Source organism: Prolixibacter bellariivorans ATCC BAA-1284 (assembly GCF_000621705.1).
In the GTDB taxonomy this organism is placed as follows: Bacteria; Bacteroidota; Bacteroidia; order Bacteroidales; family Prolixibacteraceae; genus Prolixibacter; species Prolixibacter bellariivorans.
On the sequence record NZ_JHXO01000007.1, the window covers coordinates 345,209 to 369,473 of the forward strand.

Genomic DNA, 24,265 nt, shown 5'->3' on the forward strand with positions numbered 1-24,265 from the left:
AAACCTCACAAGTTTTAGATAGGAGTTCGGAGTTTTATTTTCCGAACGGTTAACCGGTGTTTTATTAAGCCTCGCCGGGCCTACTCCGCAACAACCAGTTAGCGGTGGGGAATTTGGGAGCTTTGGGGAGAGCAATGACTTTTCTGAAGTCATTCACTATTTGAGCATTGGCAATCCAATTACTTGGACTTTCTAAAATGCATTAGGTGTCCAACGTTGTAGAAATTGTCCGCTACCTTAGGATCATCTTTCAATTCTTTATCTGTATAAGGAAAATAAGGAACCAGCACATCATCTCCCGGCATCCAGTTGGCTGGCGTATAAACCAGTTCCTTATCAGTTGTCTGGAGAGCAATGACCGTACGCTTTATTTCTTCCATATTACGACCAACACTGTGAGGATAAAAGAAAACAGCCCGGACGATATTTTTACCGTCAATAACAAATACACCGCGCACATATTCCGATGTACTGACTGGCCTGTGCATCATACCATACTTTTTGGCAACTACATAATTCTTATCATCAATTAAAGCAAAATCAATTTTAACAGGTTGCCTGTCCTTGTATCTTAATTCATTGATGGTTTTCACCCAAGCTTTATGCTGAGACAGTGTATCGGAAGACACGACCGCCAATTTAACACCCAACTCTTTGAAACCTTCTTGCATTTGGGATAATTCGATAATTTCAGATGAACAAACCGGCGTGAAATCACGTGGATGGCTAAAAAGAATCTTCCAATTCCGTCCGTAATCACGCGGAAAATTTAGTGTACCCTGTGTTGTTTCAGCAGTGAAACTTGGAGCTTTCTCCCCAATTAATGGGATTCGGGAATCGTCCTGTGCCTGTGCCCAGAAAGGTGCAATCATTAGACACAAAACTGCGAAAATGAACATTGTCTTTTTCATAGCTATTTTTATTTGGTTTAAATAACAATTAAATGTATGCCTTTCTCAACTCAAAAGAAATGTTGACGATCCAAATTCGCATCTTTTGTGAAAACTTTAACATATTGACTTTCTTTAATTTATACAATAATATCTAAATTGTTTAATGCACTAACTCCCCTGTCCGCTGTTGAAATAATCTTAATTTAAGATGTTTTACTCCTATTTATGCGCTAATACAAACAAACCAATGATTAGCACCTGATAATCAGTTATTAAAATAAATACTTTCATAATCTTAATTATTGTTCACACACTCAATATTTATGTTATCTGATATTCTTTAGATATCAACTCACGCATCTAGTTCACAGGCATATAATACTGATTTTATGTCAATCAGTCAATGAATGAATTTTTAACAAGACTAAGCATTACTATTCTTGAAAAGTAGAAAGGCAGGAATCCCAACTAAAATCACAGCGATGGCAATTAATGATTCTGCAGGACGTTCGATGGCAGTTAAAACCAGCATTGTTACTGCTGTAACCACATAGATGACCGGAACATAAGGATAACCGGGATGCCGGTAGGTTGTTCTTTTTAATTTGCGCAACCGGAACACTCCTAGTACAGCAATGATGGGAAAGATACCCAAAGCGAATCCCATGAAAGTTAGTATCTGGTCAAACGTACCTGTCATGACCATTAAAGCGGATACACTACTTTGCAGGATAATGGAACGAACCGGAATGCGGTATCGTGAACTTACTTTGGCAGCAAAACGAAAGAAGAATCCGTCTTTTGCCATTGCATAGTAAACACGAGGTCCTAACACGATAAAGGCGCTGATGGAGGACAAAAGGGCAAATGCAATCAGAAATGATAAAATGTATTTCGCATTCTCGCCAAAAAGATGGACTACCGCCGTAGCACCGACCGTTATTTCTCCCTGGAATTTTTCAGGAGGTATGGCATAAATAAAAAGAAAGTTCAAAGCAAGGTAAAGAGAAATAACAACGAGGGTTCCGAAAAGCAGCGAACGTGGAATGTTTTTCTGCGGGCAAACAGCTTCGCCACCCAGATAGGTAGCAGCATTCCATCCACTATAAGCGAACATGACCCAGATAAGGGAAAGTCCGATACTTCGCCAACCCGGACCTTTTATGGTATAGGCTTCGGAAACAAAATGCTCCCAACTACCCTTTCCCCATATAAAGCCGGAAATGATCAGCCCGGTAATCAAAACTACTTTTAAAACTGTCAAAATATTCTGCCACCTGGCACTGGTCTCAATTCCCCGGACATGAATAACGGTAAACAGAGCAATCACCAGTACAGCCAACACTCTTATGGCAAATAGATTAGAGAGATGATATTCCATTACCCAATCAGATGGAACACCCTGTATGATATATTCGCTGAAACCTATGGCCGATGCAGCTATCGGTGCTGAAAAACCAACTACAAAGGAAATCCAGCCACTGAGAAATCCCAATAACGGATGGTAAAGACGAGAAAGAAAAACATACTCCCCGCCTGCCTCGGGCATTGCAGCGCCCAGTTCGCTGTACACTAAGGCTCCGCAAAATGCGATAAAACCTCCGAACGCCCATAATAATAACAAAAGGAAAGGGTTTCGCAGTTGCGCCATGATAAGACCGGAAGTCGTAAAAATCCCGGCGCCAATCATGTTAGCAACCACCATACTTAGCAATGCCAGTAGACCCAGTTTACGCTGTAATTGATGATTTTCGCTGGAAAGCACAATCGATTAAGGCTTAGCAATTTTATAACTAATGGAAACTCCGCCACCATTTTCGTCTACCGTCGTTTTAAAATTCGGAAGACTTTCAACATATCGAAGAAACTCACCCGTCCCGTAATAGCCTCCACCTTTTCGAATATTGTGTGCCGTAAAACAGCCGCCCACTTTCAATTTCGGTGCCATTGCCTTAAAATAGTTAGTGTACCAGTTTTTATCGGCATCGCTAAACACAAAATCATATTTACCTTCCAGTTTAGGAACCAATTCCCGGGCATTTCCCAGCCGGGCGTCAATGTAATCCGATAAACCTGCCTCTCTGAAGTGTTCGAGTGCTTCCTGGTATCTGCGCTCATTTATCTCGAAAGTAATGAGTTTTCCTCCTGTCTTACTCAATGCCCAGGCAATCCAAATTCCGGAGTGTCCGGTGGAGGTACCTATTTCTACTGCACTTTTATAGTTATTGTCGACAATGATTTTGTAGAGAAGCTTACCATCAGCCCTTGGAATATTCATATCGTGCCAGCTTTGCTTGTGTGCAATGAGAAACTGCTGAACTTTACGATCTAAATCGTTTTTCGGCTCAACGTATAATCCCTGGCCGCGAGAGAAATTTGGCACCACAAAACCAATGGCTACCAGTGTAAAGGCGATTAGAAGTTTGAGTGGATGTTTCATATTCGGTATCTTTAGTTTTTCACACAAACCGAACCACAACAATCAATACACATACTCCAATCTATCTAAATTACTTCATTTCCATGAAGATGAAAAGCTACCTTAATGATACAACAGAATACTTTGAACAAAAAAAAGAGGAGATATTCTCTCCTCTTTCCATTCAGTCCGGAATAATTCCGGTAGCAAAATATCAATCAATAAACATCAATTTGGTATCTCTTTTGCTTTTTTAGCTCTTTCAGAAAATCTTCAGCTTTTTCCGGTTCAAGACCGCCTTCAGCTGCGACTATATTTTTTAGCGTTTCGTGAACATCGCGGGCCATGTGCGTTTTATCTCCACAAACATAAAGATAGGCGCCCTTCTGAAGCCAGTTATATAGTTCTTTGCTCTTCTCCAGCATTCGATGCTGAACGTATACTTTTTGTTCCTGATCGCGCGAGAAAGCCAGTGACAACTCTGTCAAAACACCTTCCTGTCTGAACTTTTCCCAGTCTTCGCGATAGAGGAAATCTGATTTTTTGTGCTGATCGCCAAAGAACAACCAGGATTCTCCATTAATGTGATCACCATTTCGTTGCTGAATAAAGCTGCGATAAGGTGCTACGCCGGTTCCCGCTCCTACCATAATCATCGGAGCATCCAATTCTTCCGGCATCTTAAATCCAAGGTTGCGATCGATAAATACCGGAATCCAGCTCCCCTCTTCAATTCGGTCGGTAAGGAAAGTAGAACAAGTTCCTTTGCGGTCACGATCGCGATTTCGGTACCGAACAGCGACGACCGTGATGTGAACTTCGTCGGGATATACTTTCTGACTGGAGGCAATGGAATAAAGACGAGGAGACAATTCGGGCAACACACTTACCAACTGGCTGGCTGTTATTTTTGCCGGGAAATCCGTCAACATATCCAGCGCATCGTGTCCATATAAATATGCATCCAGTTTTTTCTCATCAGCGAGCAAATTTCCTAATGCTTCAATATTGGTCAGTTCGTAATAACTGGCTAATATATGGCTGGTCAGAATATTTATTTCCAACCGGTTACGCAGTGCTGTTTCAAGCGGAAGCGACCATTCTTTCAACGCCACTTCCGTTTGACCATCGATGCCGGTATAATCCAGAATGCCTTTGACTAATTCAACCGGATTGTTACCAAACACTCCAACATTATCGCCGGGTTCATAAGTAAATCCCGAATCGGCAATGTCTAGTTCAACATGGTAAACATCTTTCAACGAATCCTCGCCGGTTAAACGTACTTTCCGTTTAACGCGTGCGAAATAGGGATTTTTCCTCGAATAGCTGGTATCTTTTGAGTCACTGCTCTCGGTCACCCCGGCCATAGGCTCATTGCCTGCACCTCCATTTACTTCCTGAACAACCTGTAATACAGTCGTGATCCAATTGGATGCATCTTCTTCATAATCCACATCACACTTGACAATGGGCAGAATATTATTGGCACCGCGCTCCTTCATCACCTCATCAAAGTCAACACCTGCCTTACAGAAGCTCTTGTAAATCTTGTCTCCAAGCGCCAAAACGGCATAATTCACATCGGTAAGCGAAGGACACTCATCGCTCCGTAAATAAGCCAGCATGTCAACCGAATTGACTGGCGGGTCGCCTTCACCATGTGTGGGAAGAATCATCAGAACATTTTTGGCATTGGCGACCTCTGAATAGCTGTATTCTTCCATCAGGAAGATTTTTGCTTCAAAACCTGAGGCTTCTGCCACGTCAAAAATTCGGTACGCAATATCCTCGCTATGACCAGTATGCGTTCCATATAAAATGGTCAAGGGAATATTACCATCTCCGGAATTTCCATTTTCCTGTTCGGCGTGTACGAAATATTTCCCGGGGATAAAACTTTCCCCTTTCAAGTGGTTGTTTATCCAGTCCAGCTGTTTCTTTTGCTGCGCAACACTTTCACTATTCACAGCCCGAAACTCATTTTTCATTTCCGAACCAAATGTATTACTCATAATATCTAAAACTTGTCAATTAAGGCATTGCACGCAATCGCCTTTTCAATTCAACGCAAACTTCCTAAACCCGAAATGCTGTTTAATTAAGCCCCTCTAATACTTGAAGACTCAAATATTAAACAGCTAAACAAGTGCTCGGAACTGCTTATTAATAATGCTTCAAAATTAGTGTAATATTTGTTAGAAGCATGTTTATTTAGAAAGAATTTAATCAACTGATAACAAACAACTCAAATCCCGGACTATTTACCAACATGAAATTGATACGATGAATCATAATTCAGCATGACTACACCACTAATACACACTTTATCGCAAAAAAAATCCGGCGTTAACCGGATTTTTTAATTCTATTGAATGTGATGATTAATTATCGTTCAATTTCATCTTATCACGGTAGTATACATTCCATGCAATGTAGTTGACCAAATGTGTAGCAAACTTCATCTCATGCATCGAGGTGAACAACTGACTCAACGTGTCTCTTGTCGGTCCGAGTAGATCAGACAGTAATACCGTGGTACTGTCATCGAAGGTAATCTCGTAGTCACGATACTTGTTGCAGAAAGTGGTGTATTCTGCGTCACTGTCATTCTGACTACTATTGTCAACAACAGTTACAGTAGCATTTTGCTGGAGTTCTCCACCCTTATATACTTCCAGTGAATCGGAGTCTGCTGTATGGGTATGTACGATCTTCACGTCGCCAATAGTCAGAGAGTGTACTTTGGTATAGACACCAGTACCAGTATCTTTACTCCATTGAACCATCTCGTCGTAAAGCGTTTGATCGCCATCAGAGAGATTGTAGTCGTAAAGCTTGGTAGTATCTGTCCTCTCAGCCTGCATACCAACTGCGTAACCGCTGGCAAAAGTAAATGTTGATGCATAACTGTACGGTTTTTCAGGACTGCCCATCATCCACTCAATATCCAGATTACCAACTGCCGTGTCAGAAACAGCAATATCACTTCCCAGGCTATAGGACAAACCACCGGGGAAAGCATATTTATACCGGTATTTTGATGTAGTGATGACAAAATTATTCACCAGGGTATCCGTATCCTGTTGTGGTTTGTAGAAACAATACTCCGGATGATGTACGGCCAATTTTTCAGGAAGCTTAATAATAAACAACGAAGTATCTGCCGTCATTTTGAAGTGATTGTACATGTAAGAACTGTATCCCCAATGCATTTCATTAAGTACCGAATCCTGGTATTCATAAACTCCGCTAACATCGGCCAGGGTAATACTGTCGGAAAACATTTCATCTCCGGTCGCAGAGACATCTGCCGACTTCAGATTACTGTTTCCAGAGGTTATTACCTTGTAACCATCAGAACTACTAATGTCACTCATCGCCGTGCTTACCTGATCTGCACTATTCGTGATGGCTTCCTTCAATGTTTGATTACTAACATCGGTAACTCCTCCGTCAGAGTTCTGTGAACAACTCCACATTCCAACAGCTGCCATTGCAACAATTACGGACAAAAACATCCTATTTTTCATAACCATAAGATTTTGTTTACAAGTGATTACTTTTTAATACAAAGGGGAATTTGTTATTAAAAACACAAACAAATGCTCCATCGAAAAACGGACTTACGAACAGTTGGGATGATGGTGGGGGTTCCCAAATGATCTCAGTCTGCTAATCAATAAGCTCCGTCAATAATTCTTAAGGTTTTGAGAAGTGCTTTTCAGAAAGCAAAAATGCAAATTCCTCGTTAACTACAACGAAGAAAGTGTCAATTTTCTTATTAATCGTCTTCAATTTAACGTTTTTTAACCAACACTACAAACATCTACACGTGATAATAAGTGTTTATATCAAAAAATACTCATAACCACTACATTAAATTGTATTACATAATATTTATTTGAGGAAGTGAAAAAAAGGATTGTATATTCAAAGATATTTTGTTAATTTTATAATGGTTATTTCAGTTTGCCAGAATTGAATAACCGGACCAGGACGTAATCAAGTAAAATATTATATATAAAGACATTGGATCATGCTCCTAAATTCGATCCAATTTTTGCCTTTTTATTCCTTAATCCAATACGGATTGCCGGCAGCCTGTTTATCAGGCTGCCTTTTTTTTTACCAAGCTATGAGATTATAACTGCTTATTAACTGAAAGGATGAATGATTATGGTAATCATCACAATTAATGCTGCCACAAATAAAGAGCGTTGCCAATGACGACGTTTGCTCGTTGATATTCTGCCAAAATAATGACGAATAACCGGAGCCAGAAAACGTATGGTAAAGTATGCACCAATAAAGCCCAATAGATTTCCGGCCAATACATCACCAGGGAAATGGGCACCCAGATAAATCCGGGTATAGGATACAACAACCGTCAACAAGCCCAACACAACAGGCATTATTTTTCTCTTTCTGATATGCCAGGCAATAACGGTAAATGCAGCAGCTGTTGTTGTACTGTGACCTGATGGAAAACTATATTTATGCAAGATATAATCACCAACATAGTGCACCATATCTTTTCCGGCAAATACCGTTAACGGTCGGTTCCATTCAAAAAATACCCAATGCTTGAGGAATTGTGCGAGCAAACCAGTGATAGCCACGCTCATTATGGCTACTATTACCATATTCATATCCTTGCGCATAAATAAAAGTAACATCAATGCTGACAGAAAGAATGAATCGCCCAGCCATGTTAAAATCAGCATAGGGTAATCGAGCCAGTTAAAGTGAATGCTGTTCATGACCAGAAAGCTGTCATGATAACCATAAGCGAGTAATAAAAACGCCAATACAGTCCAGAACATCAATAATGGAAGGAGGAAATATTTATTATCCCAAATGAATTTTTTCATACAATGTGAATACTTTATAATCTGTGTTGATTTTTGAAATAAACTCTTTTATAACGGCTACTTACAATCTATCTGACACGAAAATTGGAAGCCATCAGACCAATCCGAAAGACTGATAGTTCGTTATTGAAGTAGATATTGTAATAATCCTGTCCATAGTAATATTCTGCGAACAAGGATATATCATTCAGCAGTTTAGGATGATAAGCCACCCGAAATGAAAAATCGAATTGTCTCGATAAATCATATTTCCTTTCCGGCGAGCGATTATCAATCATCCAGGTAAAATGCATGTGATATCTCAACTGACTTTTGTTGAAATAACTGTCTGGTTCTTTTTCCCGATAATCGTTACCAGAAATCAGGCTTCTTACTGCTCCCAGATAATTCTTCAATTCCGAGTCGAAATTGAGTCTGAAAAGACCATAATCATTCACTAAGCCTCTCGAATTCAGTAAATGTGTTTCAAAACCGAATTTAAAATACTCCGGAATAAGCTGATTTCCTTTTGACTGATCGTCTATGAGCATCCATCCAACCTTAATAAAATTGGTGGCAAAATTTCCGTCTTCGGTATTGTATGTACCGTCCGAATTATATACCGGTCCGCTTTGTCCGTTGGAATGATGCCCCAATGTTAAAAAGGAAAGCAATTCTCCTTTGTAAATATCCCGATCACCAAAATTCCGGTACACCGTAAGACTGGGCATGTAACTCGGCGTAGTAATCGGATAGGAACGCTGATCTCTCATCCGGATGATTCCCTTAAAGGAAATGTCCATTGCCCACTCGCCATTATGCGACAGATTCACCAGATAATAGGGTGCCACTACCGCTTCGAACAAAAGCGGATTTAGATTTCCAATCCCCTGTTTGAATGTTATATAACTGGGAGAATGCACCATTCCAATGTATTCTGACATTAATTTTTGTGACTCCGATGTTTCCTGAGCCAATAGCTTTGTCGTAGTTAACAGGAGTATAATTCCCAAAAAACCATACTTCGTCAACGAGCCTTTAAACAGACTTTTCATCACACAATTCTCTTCGTCCAATTACGTCTGAACCTTTATACTTATTAAGTTATTTTAGTATTAGTTAATACTAACTAACCTACATACCATAAAAAAAATGATTCCGGAATTGATCTGTCTTTTCGCCCGCAGGCACTTTGATTCCAAGCACTTGAATGGTATCGCCTACATTACTGCTAAAACTATGCACCAGATGTGCAGGACACTCTACCAATGTACCTTTCGACCCAATCATCTTGTCTTCAGCAACGCGGATGGTAGGATTTCCTTCCACGATATAGTAAATCATGTCGCATGGCAAAATTTTTGGTCCCATGCTTTCTCCGGGTAACAAATCAAACTGAAGAATTTGCAGTGATTTATTCTCGTATAAATATTGCAAGTCCACTTCTCTTCCACTGATGGACTGCATCCACGGATTTCGATGCACTATTTTCATCCTTGTCAATTTTAATCCAATCCATAATACTTGTTAACTCATTCCAGCTATGATGCTAACATTCCTTCTTCGAGATGAGCATTAATACGTTTTCCAGAATTTTGACACCTTCTTCCACCAGGTTTATTTTCTGATCAAATAACTGCCATTTCATCATCATCATGCGCATCGCGCCCATAATGATGATTGTTATCTGGGATGAAGGAAGATCGTCCCTGATTTCATTCTTCGCCTGCCCCTCTTTCACGATAGCCTCTAGTTGTCCTGCGACCAAAAGCGTTATATCTCTAATTTTCTCTTTCAGGTAATCTTCCCCATGGTAAATCTCCTCGGAGGAAATGACAGAGATTAGCGCAGGATTTTTTTGTAGCCGACTAAACTGAAACTCAAAAGCCAATCTTAGTTTATCGAAGCTTGGTGAATCACTTTTGGCAATCTCGGTTATCTTTAATTCAGTAGATTTTGAAAAGAAGTCGATGATGTTCACCAGGATCTCTTTCTTATTTTTGTAATGCCGATAAATGGCCGGTTCTGATATACCAATGGCATTCGACAGATTTTTAATCGTCAATCCCTGCAGGCCTTTTTCAGCAATTAGCTTGATTCCCGTGTGAATAATCTCCAGCTGTCTTTCGGTATACATGATGCGTTAGTTAATACTCACTAACAAAAGTACAACACTTTTTGAAATCGAGCATACTCGTTTAGATATTTTTATATAAAATTTACGTTAATACACTTAACATCATAAAAAAAGGAGGCCGACGGCCTCCCTTACTCATCTATCATTCTGAACGTTAATCATCGTCATCGTCTTTTCCTGCCAGTTTCGCAGGGTAAGGGATTTTTCCCTTTGCGCTGAACCAAAGTATCTTGTTCAACATGTCATCGTCTCCCCCATCGATATGGTCATATTGCGGCTCCAGACTAATGTTGGCATAATGCAATGCTTTTCCTTTCAAGGATGAAAGTGCTGCATTCATTTCGTCTAGCGGAACCTCGTTCTTAACTCCGTTATATGGAGTATAATCGGGTGTTTGCCCGAAACAGGCATCCATGGTTGGCGCAATAGCATCCTGAATATTCATCGGAGGAAGCCCCAGAATTTGTTCTATGGTTCGAACCATGGCCGGTTGATTATAGGCAGCATGTACCGCTTTATCCTTATGGGAATACGGGCTAATTACAGTTCCAACCGTACGATAGGCTGAAACATGATCCCATCCTGTCTGGCTGTCATCTTCGGTAACAAAAATAACCGTGTTGGACCAAAAACGACTATGACTAAGGGCGTCCACAATCTGACCGAGCGCAACATCATTATCGGCAACCATTGCTCTTGGAGTTGGGTAGCCGGGACGAGTTCCTGCCGTATGATCGGCGGGAAGTGCCATAACCATTAGCTGAGGAAGTGAGTCTCCTTCCATATTTTCGTATTTCTTCAAATCCTTAACGAATGCAGCTGCCCGCATGACATCAGGTATGGCATGGTGGTCATAACCAGGGTAGGTTTGACTCAAGATTGGTTTTACCGGTCCTACCGTTGTTTTATTGGTAAAATGAAATGGTTCACCATTAACAAATTTCTGATAAATGTCTTTCCACCCCAATGATTTATCAAATTCAGGAACAGCCGCTTCGCCGTAAATTTTTACCGATTTCCCATGCTTCAAAGCGTTGTCCCAGATAAATCCGGTTGGAGCATAAACCAATGCATCGTACTGTACGTGCGGATAACTTCTGAACCAGGCACGCACGTTCTTCTCCACATAATCAGTTACAATGGAAGCATCGGTCCATTGATGTCCTTCGGCTGAACATTTACCGGAAGCCATGTAATTGTCCATCAAAACAAAATCGTTGACCAGCCGGTGCATGTTCGGAGTTATCTTTCGTCCGTAAATGCATAAGGTAGAGTCGCCATTGCCTTTCGGAACATCACCTAATACCTGGTCATACGTCCGGTTTTCTTTAATGATATACAGCACATGTTTAAATACCGATGGTTCACCAATTCTATCAGGAACAGGCTTTGGTTCAACACCTACACGTGCCGGTAACTCTGCCAGCTTAACTCTTGCTAAATCGTTGACGGCGATTACCGTATTGGTATGTTTTTCCAGTTCCTTTTTATCCGGCATGGGAATTACCGAAACCGAAGCCAACATATGGTGAGTGTTGTATGCCAGTGTTTTTTCCGGCCCCTGATGTAATCCTACGTGTGCACCAGTCGCCTCGATATTGGTAACATACATTTTCTTATTATCAGCAATGGTAACCGAGGATGGATATGCACCGGTAGGAATGAATCCAATGACTTCGCTTTTTTGCTTCAATCCCCGTGCTGAGGCATGTTTTCCGAGACGTACAACCGCTACAGCATTATCAATACCATTGGCAACATACAGGAATTTCCCGTTCTTCGACACGGTTATTCCATCGGGTGAATCGCCCCAGTACTTATTCAAGCCGGGCTGCAATCGGACCATGATGTTCTCGGTAATTTTATCCGAAACAGGATCAATAACCGACACATTATCGCTGTTGGAGTTGGTTACGTATACATATTTTCCTCGCGGAGATGAGACTATTTCGTTGGGATGAAGCCCGGTAATAATTTCACTGATTAACTGACCACTATTCGGATCAAATACAGAAATGCTTCCTTCGCGTGTCGCCCCGGTAGTTAACGAAACCTTTGCTTCACCCCACGGAACACCTGCCACTACATCGTCATCACCAAGCGGCAATCGCCCTCCCCAGTTGGTTACGAAAAGTTTCCCTTTCGCTTCGGTAATCCCATAAGGAGCAACTCCGGTATCTTGTCTCCATACCACATTTCCGGTTACTAAATCCTGTTTTACCAGTTCATTGTTACCGTTCAGTACTACATAGAGGTAATCCCGGTTGTTTTCTTTCCGAATCAGCAATTCATTAGGCAGAGCTGTTTTTGACGGTGGCAACGGGTCATATGAGAAATAGTCTGTAATTCCTGCTTTTCTATTTTTCCAGCTTGCACGAATAACAAATGATTTTCCACCGCTCGTTGCGGCACTCCACAATACTTCCATCCCATTATTTGTTTTGTGCCAAATAATTCCGGAATAGGTACTCATGGCTCCGGCCAGTTCCGACCTCGATTTTATCGGCAGGGTAAAAACAATGGAATCGGCCTCGGTATCGATAAAAACTACGCTGTACCGCTCTTCAACCGCCAGCCATTTACCATCAGGTGATAAGGCTGCATCCAGCGCATGATTCTCCAGGCTTTTATCGCCAAAGTAAATCTGTTTACCGGCGGGCCGGAGCAACCTGTTCCAGGGAAGTACATCGTTACCCGATTCATCTACTTTCTTACTCTGCGCTACATTCTGGCTTCTAGCCGGAACAACCAGGAAGCACAACAGGAGTAGCGTTAATTGTATTAGTTTCATGACAGGAATTTTGATTAATTAGGAAACTGAAATGTTGCCACTTTGTTCAGGAATTCTTGATTTTATTTACAACTTCAATGCATATACGGCAAAGCAAAAAGAAAAAATCCCCACCAGAAAGATCTGGACAGGGATTTTATTATAAAAAAAGTTAAAATTATTACAATACTATTTCTGATCGGACTGCGGCATTTTAAATGAGCCCATATTGGTAACCTGGTATTGTGATAAATCAAATTTCATATCACGATTCTTATTCACTTCGGTTACTGTTAAAACCGAACGTTCACCGGTTTCTTTATCAAGCGATTCACTTTCCATTAAAAAACCCCAGGGCATACCATTGGAGTACATAGCTGACTTAAAAACAGCAGACATCAAATCCCTGGTTTGCAATTTTACATCCCGGGTAATCCAAATATCAGCTCTCTCTTTTTCATCATCGTAAACATACTCCTCACATTTATAGCCGGCAATGGTCTTTGTACGGCCGGTTTTCTTCAAATTCGGATTTAGGGTCGACATATCGGTGGCATTGTCCGGCATCTCCTCACCCGCATCAAACAATGAATCTGCATTCATCATCAAATCCAGGCCATAAACAAGTCCCGTGCGCTTTCCGTCCTGATCGGAGAGAATAATTGTGGCCTTATTTTTATAATCGAATATGTAAATCCCTTTCCCTTTCGAGCCCTCGTTCGTACTTCTTCCTTCAAACTCATAGGCAAAATTATGTTTTCCCGGATTCATAAATGTGACCATTGTTCCGTCACTTTCAAGCGTACCATCTTTTTTATAGGACTTTACAACCATCTTTGTGGAATACTTAAAATCATATTCCTTTTCAATAGGGACTGGCTCTCCCGACATTCCCATACTTTTCATCATCCGTTGCATTCGCTGCTGCTGTCTGACCTCCTTCGAAACTTCACCGTCACTATTGCTTACACTGTCTCTTGCAAGCGAATCTTCCAGTTTATCCAACCCCTTATCAATTTGCTGATCCATTTTATCTTCAGCTCGCTGCTCCGCTCTTTCCTCGGTCTTTTTCAAAGCTTTATTAGCCATCTTTTTTAAAAAGCCCTGGGCTTGTACCGGTTGCGTAAAACATAAGGCACCGGCAAGAATTAAAAGTAACATCCATGTTTTTTTCATCACTGAAACTCGATTAAATTGGTTCATTTTTCTGGTTGAATGCTATTCAATTTAGCACTTGTTCATCTGAAAACCAATTATAAAGAATATTATCTAGCGAAGATTTGTCCTTCCGGATCTCGACAAAATATTAAACTACCAGACCTATTGTCGTGGTAAAATCGGCCTAATCAACATGCTTACTGGCATTTAGTCCTGAATCACATTTTTATTCATTGAAGCATACCGCCTGATGAATTGAAAAAGTTACATTTGTTGGGTAAAATATGATTATATGAATACGTGGTTCGAGTGTAAAGCAAAGTATGTAAAGATTGATGAAAACGGACGGGAGAAAAAGGTAAATGAAGCTTACCTTCTGGATGCCGTGTCGTTTAGCGAAGCAGAAAGCCGCATTTATAAAGAGCTGGAAACAATGGTGAGTGGTGAATTCACCGTTACCAAAATTGCCAAAACCAATGTTGCCGAAATTATTCCTTCGGAAGATGGTGATCGGTGGTTTAAAGCAAAAGTGTCGTTCATTACCATTGATGAGGAAAAGGGCAAAGAGAAAAGAACTGCACAATATGTTTTGGTTTTAGCAAAAACCGTGAGAGATGCCTATGAAAAGGTAGTGGAAAACATGCAGGGGATGATGGCCGATTTTGAAATAAATGCCGTCAACGAAAGCCTGATTATGGATGTATTTCCCTATTTTGGTCAGGATGATGACATTCCGGATAATCTTCGTCCGTTGAATGATGACGAATTGCTGGCTGACAATAGCGCTACCGATGACGATGATTCCGATGATTTGGAGCCGATTGATGAAGAATCAGAATCGGAAGAAGAATAAAGATTCAGATGCAATACAAATATGAGACTGTTCTTTCCGGACAGTCTTTTTTTTACGCCCAAATGGGATGGCCAACTTTTGACGATTGCTTTTTGAAAAGCCAATATACAACCAGGGAACATCCTACACCTACGATAGCTCCAGCTAACACATCACTCGGATAATGTACACCGAGGTCCATTCTGGAATATCCAACCAACCCGGCCCAAAAGAACGAGAGAATAATAACATACCAGCGGGGATACATCAAACTCAGCGCCATAGCCATTGCCATGGCATCGGAAGTATGGCCCGATGGAAATGACGGACTTCCTCCGGCCGACAGTTTTTCAATAAACGGGTAGCTGATAAAAGGTCGCGGGCGTTCAAAAGTATACTTGAGAATATTGACCACAATGGCAGACATTATCATACTTCCGGCCATGTACCAACCTTTACGTTTCAAACTCTTCTTCTTCCTACGGAAACCGGTCATCAAAATCATCAAAGGAATTCCATAAGATACTGGGAAAGCCGCCGCTGAAATAAATTTAAATGGCCAATCTAGCGCGGAATTCCGGTTAAGATTGACAACTTTCAGTATATCAATGTCTGGATTCTGTCCTAAAGCTGTGGTATATACAAAAGCCAAAGCAACCGTAAATAGTATGGTTACGGTGTTTTTATTCATCATCTAGTTCGTTGTAAAGGTGGCACACACTTTCTGTCATAAGCTGTTAATTCGTCTGCCAGGTTCAATAAAGTAAAATTATGCAGTCAACAATCACATTGCAAATTTATGATACTTAAAGTTCTCAAATGTTATATGACTTTTAAGCTTCACAACCTTTTTATGAGTTGTATTAAATATTACAGACGATTCTCTTTACCATTAAGTCATTTTGTCAATGAACTATCTGCCAAAATAGTTTTACATCGTTAATTCTGAAATCTTTATATTTATTGAACTAAACTAACAACACTACAAAATGAAAAAATCCAATCAGCTTACCAGAAGACGATTTATCAGAACAACAGCCGGCTCTGCAGCTGCATTTACAATTATCCCTAGCTATGCTGTTTCCGGCTTAGGGCATATAGCTCCAAGCGACAAACTGAATATTGCCGGTATTGGCATTGGAGGAAAAGGGAAAGTGAACTTGAAAAACATGGTCGGGCAAAATATTGTAGCATTATGCGATGTTGATTGGGATTATTCTACTCCGGTTTTTCAACAGTATCCTAAAGCTAAAAAATACAAGGACTTCAGGGAAATGCTGGAAAAGCAAAAGGACATAGATGCAGTGGTTGTTGCCACGCCCGATCATACACACGCAATAGCCGCGGTTGCATCCATGAAAGCCGGGAAACATGTATACGTGCAAAAACCGCTGACTCATTCGGTTGGTGAAGCTCGTTTGTTAACAGAATCGGCAAGACAAACAGGAGTTGTAACGCAAATGGGAAACGAAGGCCACTCCGACGACACCGTTTACGAAGTTGCTGAGATTATACAAAGCGGAATACTGGGAGATATTAAAGAGGCACACGCCTGGACCAACCGTCCAATCTGGCCGCAGGGCCTGGAACGGCCTAAACAGGCGGAAAAAATTCCGGAAACCCTCGACTGGGAATTATTTCTGGGTCCGGCAGCCTATCGTCCTTATCATTCGGCGTATACTCCATGGAGCTGGCGCGCCTGGTGGGATTTTGGAACAGGTGCATTAGGCGATATGGGATGCCATATTCTGGATGTGCCTTTTTATGCGCTTAAACTCAAATATCCCGTTCAGGTCGAAGCCAGTTCAACCATTTGCAATACCGAAAGTGCACCGGAAGCTTCGCGGATTGAGTACACGTTCCCGGCAAGGACAAATCTGGAGCATTGTAATTTTCCGGAAGTAAAGGTAACCTGGCACGATGGCGGTTTGTTGCCTCCCCGTCCGAAAGAATTGCCCGATGGCGAGCCCATGGGTGGCTGGGGCGGTGGTAATTTATTCATCGGTTCCAAAGGAAAACTGGTGTGTGATTACTACGGTCGCGACTGGAAATTATTGCTTCCTGGTCATGACAACCCAGTAACAAAGGTTAAACTGCCCCGATATGCTGATGACCCGCTGGGAGGTGGAAGACATGAAATGCAATGGGTACGCGCCTGCATGAAAGGAAAAGAGGGCGTTGCATTAACTTCCTCGAATTTTGATTATGCTGGTCCACTTTCCGAAATGGTTTTGATGGGCAATCTGGCCATTCGGCTACAAGGGCTCAACAGACCACTTCAATGGGATGGTGAAAATATGAAGTTTACCAACATTTCGACTGACGACAAATTCAAAATCATTAGGTCGCATCAATACAAAAAGATTGATGGTCAGCCACAATTTCATACCAGCTGGACGGAGGAATTGTCTGCAGCCAAAATGGCAAATGAATGGATCAATCACACCTACCGTGAAGGATGGAAAATTTGAATGAAAAAAAATATTTCTATCAAACTCCACACATTAACAGGTAGTTTGGTGTCGAATCAATTCATTTTGTTAATAAAAAAGCACATAAGAAAACGATTAGAGACAATATTGAGGGATAGGTACACGTTTTACCTATGCTTCTACAAATAATTCTACCATTTTTTTGGGGTGCTGCTTCTTCGGGAGTTGCACCCTTTTTTGCTTCCTGCCCGATAATTTATTAAGAATGAAATGCCTCCCGAAGCAGGTAGATACTTTTTGAAACGCCTTCGTTAGCAGGCTCCTTTCCTTCGAACTCAAGTGATACATAACCCTGATAACCGACATTTTCCAATATTTCGGCGATTCGCTTATAGTTCAAATCAAGAGAATACCACTCCCCTCCTCCAAAGTAAGTTTTGGCCTGCACAAAAATGGTGTAAGGAGCTATCATTTCCAGTTTATGATAGGGGTCTTCCATGAAATTTCCCGTGTCCATTAACAAGCCCAGCCATGGCGAATCGATCGCTTTTTTTATTCGTAGCATGCCTTCGGGAGTGGAAGTTAATCCCCAATGATTTTCAAGAGCCATCACGACACCCAATTCTTCAGCTCGCGGAAGACACTTTTCTATGCTGTCAATAGCCCATCGGAATGCATCATCTTCATCATACCCGGAAATAGGCTCTTCGTGTCCACGGTGAGCCATCAAATCGTCAAATGATTTGCGGGTACCCCACCTTCCGGAATTTAACCGAATGCAGGGAATCCCCATTTCGGATGCAATTTCCAAACAACGAAGAGTGTGTTGAATATTCTTTTCCCGCTCTTCTTCATCAGGTGATACAAAATCCTGATGAATAGAGAGGCAGACTAAATCGATACCGTTGACAAATGCATGTCGTTTTAACCGATTGAGATAGGATTTGGACTCGTTATCCAATTGTCGGTGCAGCACATCTACCCCTTCAATTCCCAGCCCGGCTGCCTTGTCAATAACGGTATTAACTGAAACTTTGGGTTCTTTGAAATGCCAGTATGAATAGGTTGAGACAGCCAGTTTAACACGGGTTTTCTGTGGAATAGAAGGTACACCTGCCTTCATGGATGGTAACAGGAACGCTCCCGATGCCAGACCGGCAGCAGATAAAAAGGTTCGTCGATTCGTTTTCATGGTTTGGTTTGTTAGTTAGTGTTTTAAATCGAAACAGAAACTTATGGAGCTTTAATCCCTTCGTTATCAAAAAACAACAGGTCGCTCACCTGCTCTACCTGCAAACGGGCCTCCTGCTTATCCAAGTATCGGTTCCCTACAATCCCAACCTTTTTACAACGTTGCAAGCGAATCAACGAATTCGTCATTTTGGCGGAAGCCGGATTGAATACTGTATTTTGACGAACAACCAACCCGCTGGTAGCAACCGCAGCCAGAATGCTCTTGCCTTCATTATAAAACGTATTCCCCTCAATGGTTACATCTTTATGAAAATAAGTTGTATCGGCCGGGGTGTCCGAAATGATCGGACCAATCATAATAAGAGCGTCATTCGCTTTACCGGTACTACAACGTCGAAATGTGTTGTTTTTGATAAATACCTGATCCAACATAATTGGTTGGAATGCCGAAGCGAATTCGCCACCCAAATTAATGTCGTGCCTACCGGAACGAATGATGTTTCCCTCCACAATTATTTTTCCTGATGTTTGCAAGTTGATTCCGTTGCCAATAATATTGCTGAATCGATTGCCTCGCAAAACAACTTCCGGCTGCCGCGAAATATTAGACAGTAAAGTTCCTTCCCGAACGGTTTCAGGAAAAGCCCTGTCAAACCAAAATTCCTGGTATTGCTCATTCAAATCGCGAATGCGCGTTACGACTCTTTCACAACAAAGGCTGGATTTCTTCGTATCAATGAAACGGATGGTATCTCCTACTTGCGCGAACTGACTTCCCCACTGTTTTTCATTCACCGGCCTAACGCCAACTACATTGTTAGTAATTCGTTTAATGATCTTCAGAGTCAGTCCGGACACCGAAACGGCGTCTCCCATTATGCCGGAAAACTTACAGTTGGAAATCACTATCTTCTTTTGACATCCGATAAAATGAACGCCATCGGTCAACACCGATAATTTGCGCCCAACCACGCTGTCAGGTAGCACATTCAATCTATCCAACATTACATTCCCAGATTGTTCCGCAACAATGACTTTACCGGGAGCATGAGCGATGGAGATATTGGACAACCTGACTCCATCGGAACCCGATAAATGAAATGCTGGTGAAATTTTTCCTTCCAACCTTTCACTATCTGACTCCCAAACTAGTTTCCATCCTTTGCGCGGTAATTTATTGCCGCGAACTTCAATCCAAAAATTACCATGACTTAGTGGTTTAACCGATATAATACCAGAACTCTCGATACTCGAGGGTGAAAATGAACAATTACCGGACGTACCCGGGCGCAGCCAACCCACTATCTCAACCGGTAGGTTTTCTCCTCCGTTCTTAATCGAAAGAGCCCCATTTGACACCTCCAGACTATCGCCCCGGTTTGTCTCAATAGTAAAGAAGCTACCATCTTTATTTACTTCCGTGACTGTTCCTTCACCCCACACCGATGAAACAAACCGGATATTGATATTTCGGATGCTGATATTTTTGCATTCCTGAACTTCAAATGGCAACATCATACCATGCATAATAAAGGTGGACCCCGAACCGTCGATAACCAGGTCTTCAAAATTGATTAAAGGGAAAGCGATTCTTCTTAGTCCATTAGAAGCCCCGGTCAATGTTAAATATTCTTCCAAGGCATAATCTGGGTAGAAATGATATGTCCCTTTTGGGATAATTAATCGCGACGCACCTGATTCATAGCAGGCATCCAGCGCTTTTAAAATAGCGGGTGTGGCATCTTTCTGCTCGCGCAACCCAAACTGCGCTGCGTTAATACCATCGTGGACTTGTTGGCCGTATGCCTGAATGGTCGCTATAAAGAGGATGAAAAAGAGTACATTTTTTTTCATAAACGGGTTGATGGACAAACTGAATTCTAATTCAATATATAAAATTCGAACGACCCGGAGGCTTTGATGTTTGGTTTATTCTGAAAAGTAATAAGTTAATAACTTAAATTTTAAGAAACGGAACTTTCAGACTTCCGAATCGCTATTTGCTTCATTTCTTTCCTTCGCAGCGACAGGCAATGAAAAGGAAAAAGAAGTTCCGTGCCCGGGACGACTTGAACCAATCAATTTTCCGCCATTTTTCTCAACAAATTCGGCAATCAGACTTATTCCCAGACCCGTTCCCGATTCATTATCTGTTCCTTTTGTTGTATAACCAATACGTTGTCGGAGCATTAAATCAAGCTTGTTTTGCTCCATGCCAACGCCATTATCGCTAACCGTTATCACATACTCATCTTTAATAGCCCGGCTGCTAATCAGCACACTCCCTCCCCCGGTGGTAAATTTAATGGAGTTGCTGACTAAATTCCGCAAAACGGAACTAATTTGGTTGTAATCACAGTGTACGCGGGCCTCATCATCAATATCTAACTGAATTTGTATCTCCTTCGAACCGGCAACTTGTTGCATTAAGCTGATCGCATCCTCGCCCATTCGGCGCAACGAATAGTTACCGGGAAATGATTCGATACCATCATGCTGGTTTTTCGCCCAAAAAAGTAAATTTTCCGCCAGAAAGTATATCGATCCCGTTTGCTGGTAACACTCCTTCATAAAAATATCCAACTCCTCTTCTTGAATTTTCATATCACCGGCAGCATAGGCGCGAAAAATTTCATACATACTCGACAGCGGACCACGCAAATCATGACCGACAATGGAAAGGATACGATTTTGAACATGATTCAAATGACTCACTTCACGTTCCTTCTTCCGCATTTCATCCAACAACAATTCCTGCTCAGCTCTTTGTTCCGAAAGGACAATATTCATAGCTCTTAGCTTGCGCCTTTGTGTGTGTAACCAGAATGTAAGAAGGATAAATATCAGGAGTAGAAAAATGATAATGAGCAAGGTATCATACAACTCCTGTTTGTCGAAATCTGCTATACCAAAATAGTCGACCGGAGAATCACCTGCAGTCGCAAGCTCGACATGACTTTCGTTTGATATGGGTAACATACCATAACTTTTACCATACCCGAGACTGAATTCCAGAGTCAGCAGCAGGAAAAGCAATGCAACATACTTGCGGATATGATGATGCCTGAAAATATTCATTCGGGCCAATATTACTTCAACAAATTGATTTACTAAAAGAAACCGCTTCTACCACTTAAAACAGTCTTGAAAATAACAGGTTTTATGGTCACAACCAACAAATCTTTCGATTTCCTGAAATCTACAATGAATTTTCGATACAAAATATTTATTAAGGACAATTGTTTTTAATTCATGTTAAATGAAAAAATACTTCATTTTCAACCGCCCTGCTTATTGAAATGAGTTTTTTCAGATTAAAATCAGGGACCTTATTCCCCTTCCGGTGTATCTAAAACACATTGTGGGTCTGAGGGTATTTTGCTATTTTGCGAACAAATTACCAGTATTAACAATTAACCTAACTAACGTGAAACGCAAATCTCTAATTCTGCTTATGACAGCAGTATTTTTGTTGTCATGCTCAGCAAACAAACAACCAAAACAGCGAGTGAATCCATTTTTCGAAACGTTCGATACGCCATTCCAGGTTCCTCCCTTTGAGCAGATTACCAATGCCGATTACCTGCCTGCTTTCAAAAAGGGTATGGAGGAGCAGAATGCCGAAATTGACCTGATAGTCAATAATTCAGAAGCACCGACCTTCACTAATACCATCGATGCTCTGGAATACAGCGGACAGCTACTTAACAAGGTCAGTAATGTGTTTTTCAATCTTCAGGGAGCCAATACAAACGATTCCATTCAGGTTATTGCCAAGGAAGTAGCTCCGCTCTTGTCACAACACAGCGATGCCATTAATCTGAATGCAAAGCTTTTTGCCCGCATCAAAAGTGTTTATGACAAAAAAGATGAGCTCGACTTATCGGCTGAGCAAAAGAGACTTCTCGAAGAAACGTATAAAGGTTTTGTCAGAGGCGGCGCCAACCTGGAACCGGAACAGAAGGAACAACTGAAGAAAATTAATGAGGAGTTATCGCTTCTCTCCCTTCAGTTCGGCGAAAATCTTCTTGAAGAAACCAATAATTTCAAGCTGGTCGTCGATAACCAGGATGATCTGGCCGGATTGCCGGAATCTACCATTTCCGCAGCTGCAGAAGAAGCTAGTGCAGCTGGTATGGATGGAAAGTGGGTTTTTACATTGCAGAAGCCCAGCTGGATTCCTTTCCTCACCTACTCCCAACGTCGTGACCTGCGTGAAAAGTTATACAAAGCCATGTATAACCGTGGAAATAACGACAACGAATACGACAATAAAGCCATCATCAATAAAATGGTTAATCTGCGTTTGCAGAAAGCTAACCTCATGGGTTATGACAACTGGTCGGCCTTTTTGCTGGACAACCGTATGGCAAAAAAGCCGGAGAATGTTTATGCCTTACTCGAAAAGGTTTGGACTCCTGCCCTGAAGCGCGCCGAAGAGGAACGTGCCGATATGCAGGCCATGATTGATGTCGAAGGTGGTAATTTCAAGCTGCAAAGCTGGGATTGGTGGTATTATTCCGAAAAAGTCCGCAAGGCTAAATACAATCTGGATGAAGAACAATTGCGTCCCTATTTCGAATTGAATAATGTTCGGGAAGGCGCATTCGCGGTAGCCAATAAACTCTATGGTCTGTCGTTTACACAACTTGATAACATGCCGCTGTATCATCCCGATTGTAAGGTATTTGAAGTAAAGGACCGGGATGGTTCTGAAATCGGGGTACTCTATATGGATTTCTATCCACGTGCTTCCAAACGCGGAGGTGCCTGGATGACCAGCTACCGGAAACAACACTTTAACCAGGATGGGAAAGACGTCCGTCCGGTGATTTCTGTTGTTACCAATTTCTCAAAACCGACCGGCGACCAACCCGCATTGCTGACCTACGATGAAGTTGAAACCCTGTTTCACGAATTTGGTCACGCCTTGCACGGACTGTTATCACATTCGCATTACAATTCACTTTCGGGAACTGCTGTTGCCCGCGATTTTGTTGAGCTTCCGTCACAAATTATGGAGCACTGGGCACCACAACCTGAAGTGCTAAAAATGTATGCGCGTCATTACAAAACCGGAGAAGTAATTCCACAGGAATTGGTCGATAAACTGGTGAAAGCCGGTAAATTCAATCAGGGATTTGCTACGGTTGAGTACCTGGCAGCTTCATTCCTCGATATGGATTACCACACTATTACAAAAGCTCAGGATATTGATGTCAACAGCTTTCAAACTGAATCGATGAATAAAATCGGGCTGATGGGCGAAATCATTCCGCGCTACAAATCGACTTACTTTGCGCATATCTTCTCGGGAGGATATTCCAGTGGTTATTACAGCTACATCTGGGCCGAAGTACTCGATGCCGATGCTTTTGAAGCCTACCGGGAAGCTGGTAACATTTTCGATCAAACCGTGGCTACAGCCTTCCGCACGCAAATTCTGGAACGTGGTGGCACCGATGAAGCCATGAAGCTATATGTCAACTTCCGCGGAAAAGAACCTGGAATTGAACCGTTACTGAAAAACAGAGGATTACTCGATTGATCTATCATCATAACTGAAGTGAAACCCGG

Annotated in this window: 18 protein-coding genes; 3 read left to right on the top strand and 15 right to left on the bottom strand. The window is 41.7% G+C overall.

Going from position 1 to position 24,265, the window contains the following annotated elements:
• Positions 1-179: 179 nt before the first annotated feature.
• From T426_RS0109445 to T426_RS0109495, 11 genes are all read right to left on the bottom strand, one after another.
• Positions 180-911 (bottom strand): redoxin domain-containing protein, encoded by a 732-nt coding sequence (locus T426_RS0109445; protein ID WP_051568967.1) that lies wholly within the window; start codon positions 909-911, stop codon positions 180-182.
• A gap of 406 nt (positions 912-1,317) precedes the next feature.
• The gene (locus T426_RS0109450; protein WP_025866050.1) at positions 1,318-2,658 is read right to left on the bottom strand and encodes an APC family permease; all 1,341 of its coding nucleotides are present in this window, start codon (positions 2,656-2,658) and stop codon (positions 1,318-1,320) included.
• 6 nt (positions 2,659-2,664) lie between these two features.
• Positions 2,665-3,333, bottom strand: coding sequence for an O-methyltransferase (locus T426_RS0109455; protein WP_025866051.1), 669 nt, complete (start codon positions 3,331-3,333; stop codon positions 2,665-2,667).
• Between the two features lie 197 nt (positions 3,334-3,530).
• A complete protein-coding gene (locus T426_RS0109460; protein WP_025866052.1) occupies positions 3,531-5,327 on the bottom strand; it encodes a diflavin oxidoreductase in 1,797 nt (598 codons plus the stop codon).
• 369 nt (positions 5,328-5,696) lie between these two features.
• Entirely contained in the window at positions 5,697-6,845 is a 1,149-nt protein-coding gene (locus tag T426_RS0109465; RefSeq protein ID WP_027585591.1) for a hypothetical protein, read from the bottom strand.
• A gap of 624 nt (positions 6,846-7,469) precedes the next feature.
• Positions 7,470-8,186: a phosphatase PAP2 family protein gene (locus tag T426_RS0109470; RefSeq protein WP_025865283.1), complete on the bottom strand. Its 717-nt coding sequence runs from the start codon at positions 8,184-8,186 to the stop codon at positions 7,470-7,472.
• Between the two features lie 68 nt (positions 8,187-8,254).
• Positions 8,255-9,220, bottom strand: a complete 966-nt coding sequence (locus T426_RS0109475) for a hypothetical protein (protein ID WP_025865282.1) — start codon at positions 9,218-9,220, stop codon at positions 8,255-8,257.
• Positions 9,221-9,299: 79 nt separating this feature from the next.
• Positions 9,300-9,659, bottom strand: a complete 360-nt coding sequence (locus T426_RS0109480; RefSeq protein ID WP_027585592.1) for a cupin domain-containing protein — start codon at positions 9,657-9,659, stop codon at positions 9,300-9,302.
• Between the two features lie 55 nt (positions 9,660-9,714).
• Positions 9,715-10,302: a TetR/AcrR family transcriptional regulator gene (locus T426_RS0109485; RefSeq protein ID WP_025865280.1), complete on the bottom strand. Its 588-nt coding sequence runs from the start codon at positions 10,300-10,302 to the stop codon at positions 9,715-9,717.
• Between the two features lie 154 nt (positions 10,303-10,456).
• Entirely contained in the window at positions 10,457-13,093 is a 2,637-nt protein-coding gene (locus T426_RS23255; protein ID WP_025865279.1) for a bifunctional YncE family protein/alkaline phosphatase family protein, read from the bottom strand.
• 168 nt (positions 13,094-13,261) lie between these two features.
• Positions 13,262-14,161 (bottom strand): DUF4412 domain-containing protein, encoded by a 900-nt coding sequence (locus T426_RS0109495; RefSeq protein ID WP_159103355.1) that lies wholly within the window; start codon positions 14,159-14,161, stop codon positions 13,262-13,264.
• A 361-nt stretch (positions 14,162-14,522) separates the two neighbouring features.
• Between T426_RS0109495 and T426_RS23260 the strand changes: the two genes are divergently transcribed.
• The gene (locus T426_RS23260; RefSeq protein ID WP_025865277.1) at positions 14,523-15,083 is read left to right on the top strand and encodes a DUF4494 domain-containing protein; all 561 of its coding nucleotides are present in this window, start codon (positions 14,523-14,525) and stop codon (positions 15,081-15,083) included.
• Between the two features lie 52 nt (positions 15,084-15,135).
• Here T426_RS23260 and T426_RS23265 read toward each other — a convergent pair whose 3' ends face one another.
• Positions 15,136-15,756 carry a phosphatase PAP2 family protein gene (locus tag T426_RS23265; protein ID WP_051539086.1) on the bottom strand — a complete coding sequence of 207 codons (621 nt, stop codon included), beginning with the start codon at positions 15,754-15,756 and terminating at the stop codon, positions 15,136-15,138.
• A 295-nt stretch (positions 15,757-16,051) separates the two neighbouring features.
• Between T426_RS23265 and T426_RS0109510 the strand changes: the two genes are divergently transcribed.
• Complete coding sequence (locus T426_RS0109510) at positions 16,052-17,533, top strand: Gfo/Idh/MocA family protein (RefSeq protein ID WP_027585593.1); 1,482 nt, start codon at positions 16,052-16,054, stop codon at positions 17,531-17,533.
• A 220-nt stretch (positions 17,534-17,753) separates the two neighbouring features.
• Here T426_RS0109510 and T426_RS0109515 read toward each other — a convergent pair whose 3' ends face one another.
• From T426_RS0109515 to T426_RS0109525, 3 genes are all read right to left on the bottom strand, one after another.
• Positions 17,754-18,686, bottom strand: a complete 933-nt coding sequence (locus T426_RS0109515) for a sugar phosphate isomerase/epimerase family protein (protein WP_027585594.1) — start codon at positions 18,684-18,686, stop codon at positions 17,754-17,756.
• A gap of 41 nt (positions 18,687-18,727) precedes the next feature.
• Entirely contained in the window at positions 18,728-20,542 is a 1,815-nt protein-coding gene (locus tag T426_RS0109520) for a right-handed parallel beta-helix repeat-containing protein (protein WP_027585595.1), read from the bottom strand.
• 126 nt (positions 20,543-20,668) lie between these two features.
• Entirely contained in the window at positions 20,669-21,766 is a 1,098-nt protein-coding gene (locus T426_RS0109525) for a sensor histidine kinase (RefSeq protein WP_025865273.1), read from the bottom strand.
• Between the two features lie 376 nt (positions 21,767-22,142).
• On the opposite strand from T426_RS0109525, the gene T426_RS0109530 reads away from it, so the two are divergent.
• Positions 22,143-24,236: a M3 family metallopeptidase gene (locus T426_RS0109530; protein ID WP_148303800.1), complete on the top strand. Its 2,094-nt coding sequence runs from the start codon at positions 22,143-22,145 to the stop codon at positions 24,234-24,236.
• Positions 24,237-24,265: the final 29 nt, after the last annotated feature.

Excerpts from the sequence above, each read along its gene's own strand:
- T426_RS0109475 (WP_025865282.1), bottom strand. The coding sequence starts at position 9,220 with ATGAAAAGTCTGTTTAAAGGCTCGTTGACGAAGTATGGTTTTTTGGGA.
- T426_RS23260 (WP_025865277.1), top strand. The coding sequence starts at position 14,523 with ATGAATACGTGGTTCGAGTGTAAAGCAAAGTATGTAAAGATTGATGAA.
- T426_RS0109455 (WP_025866051.1), bottom strand. The coding sequence starts at position 3,333 with ATGAAACATCCACTCAAACTTCTAATCGCCTTTACACTGGTAGCCATT.
- T426_RS0109460 (WP_025866052.1), bottom strand. The coding sequence starts at position 5,327 with ATGAGTAATACATTTGGTTCGGAAATGAAAAATGAGTTTCGGGCTGTG.
- T426_RS0109470 (WP_025865283.1), bottom strand. The coding sequence starts at position 8,186 with ATGAAAAAATTCATTTGGGATAATAAATATTTCCTCCTTCCATTATTG.
- T426_RS0109485 (WP_025865280.1), bottom strand. The coding sequence starts at position 10,302 with ATGTATACCGAAAGACAGCTGGAGATTATTCACACGGGAATCAAGCTA.
- T426_RS0109525 (WP_025865273.1), bottom strand. The coding sequence starts at position 21,766 with ATGAATATTTTCAGGCATCATCATATCCGCAAGTATGTTGCATTGCTT.
- T426_RS0109520 (WP_027585595.1), bottom strand. The coding sequence starts at position 20,542 with ATGAAAAAAAATGTACTCTTTTTCATCCTCTTTATAGCGACCATTCAG.
- T426_RS0109510 (WP_027585593.1), top strand. The coding sequence starts at position 16,052 with ATGAAAAAATCCAATCAGCTTACCAGAAGACGATTTATCAGAACAACA.
- T426_RS23265 (WP_051539086.1), bottom strand. The coding sequence starts at position 15,756 with ATGATGAATAAAAACACCGTAACCATACTATTTACGGTTGCTTTGGCT.
- T426_RS23255 (WP_025865279.1), bottom strand. The coding sequence starts at position 13,093 with ATGAAACTAATACAATTAACGCTACTCCTGTTGTGCTTCCTGGTTGTT.
- T426_RS0109530 (WP_148303800.1), top strand. The coding sequence starts at position 22,143 with ATGACAGCAGTATTTTTGTTGTCATGCTCAGCAAACAAACAACCAAAA.
- T426_RS0109445 (WP_051568967.1), bottom strand. The coding sequence starts at position 911 with ATGAAAAAGACAATGTTCATTTTCGCAGTTTTGTGTCTAATGATTGCA.
- T426_RS0109515 (WP_027585594.1), bottom strand. The coding sequence starts at position 18,686 with ATGAAAACGAATCGACGAACCTTTTTATCTGCTGCCGGTCTGGCATCG.
- T426_RS0109465 (WP_027585591.1), bottom strand. The coding sequence starts at position 6,845 with ATGAAAAATAGGATGTTTTTGTCCGTAATTGTTGCAATGGCAGCTGTT.
- T426_RS0109495 (WP_159103355.1), bottom strand. The coding sequence starts at position 14,161 with ATGGCTAATAAAGCTTTGAAAAAGACCGAGGAAAGAGCGGAGCAGCGA.
- T426_RS0109480 (WP_027585592.1), bottom strand. The coding sequence starts at position 9,659 with ATGAAAATAGTGCATCGAAATCCGTGGATGCAGTCCATCAGTGGAAGA.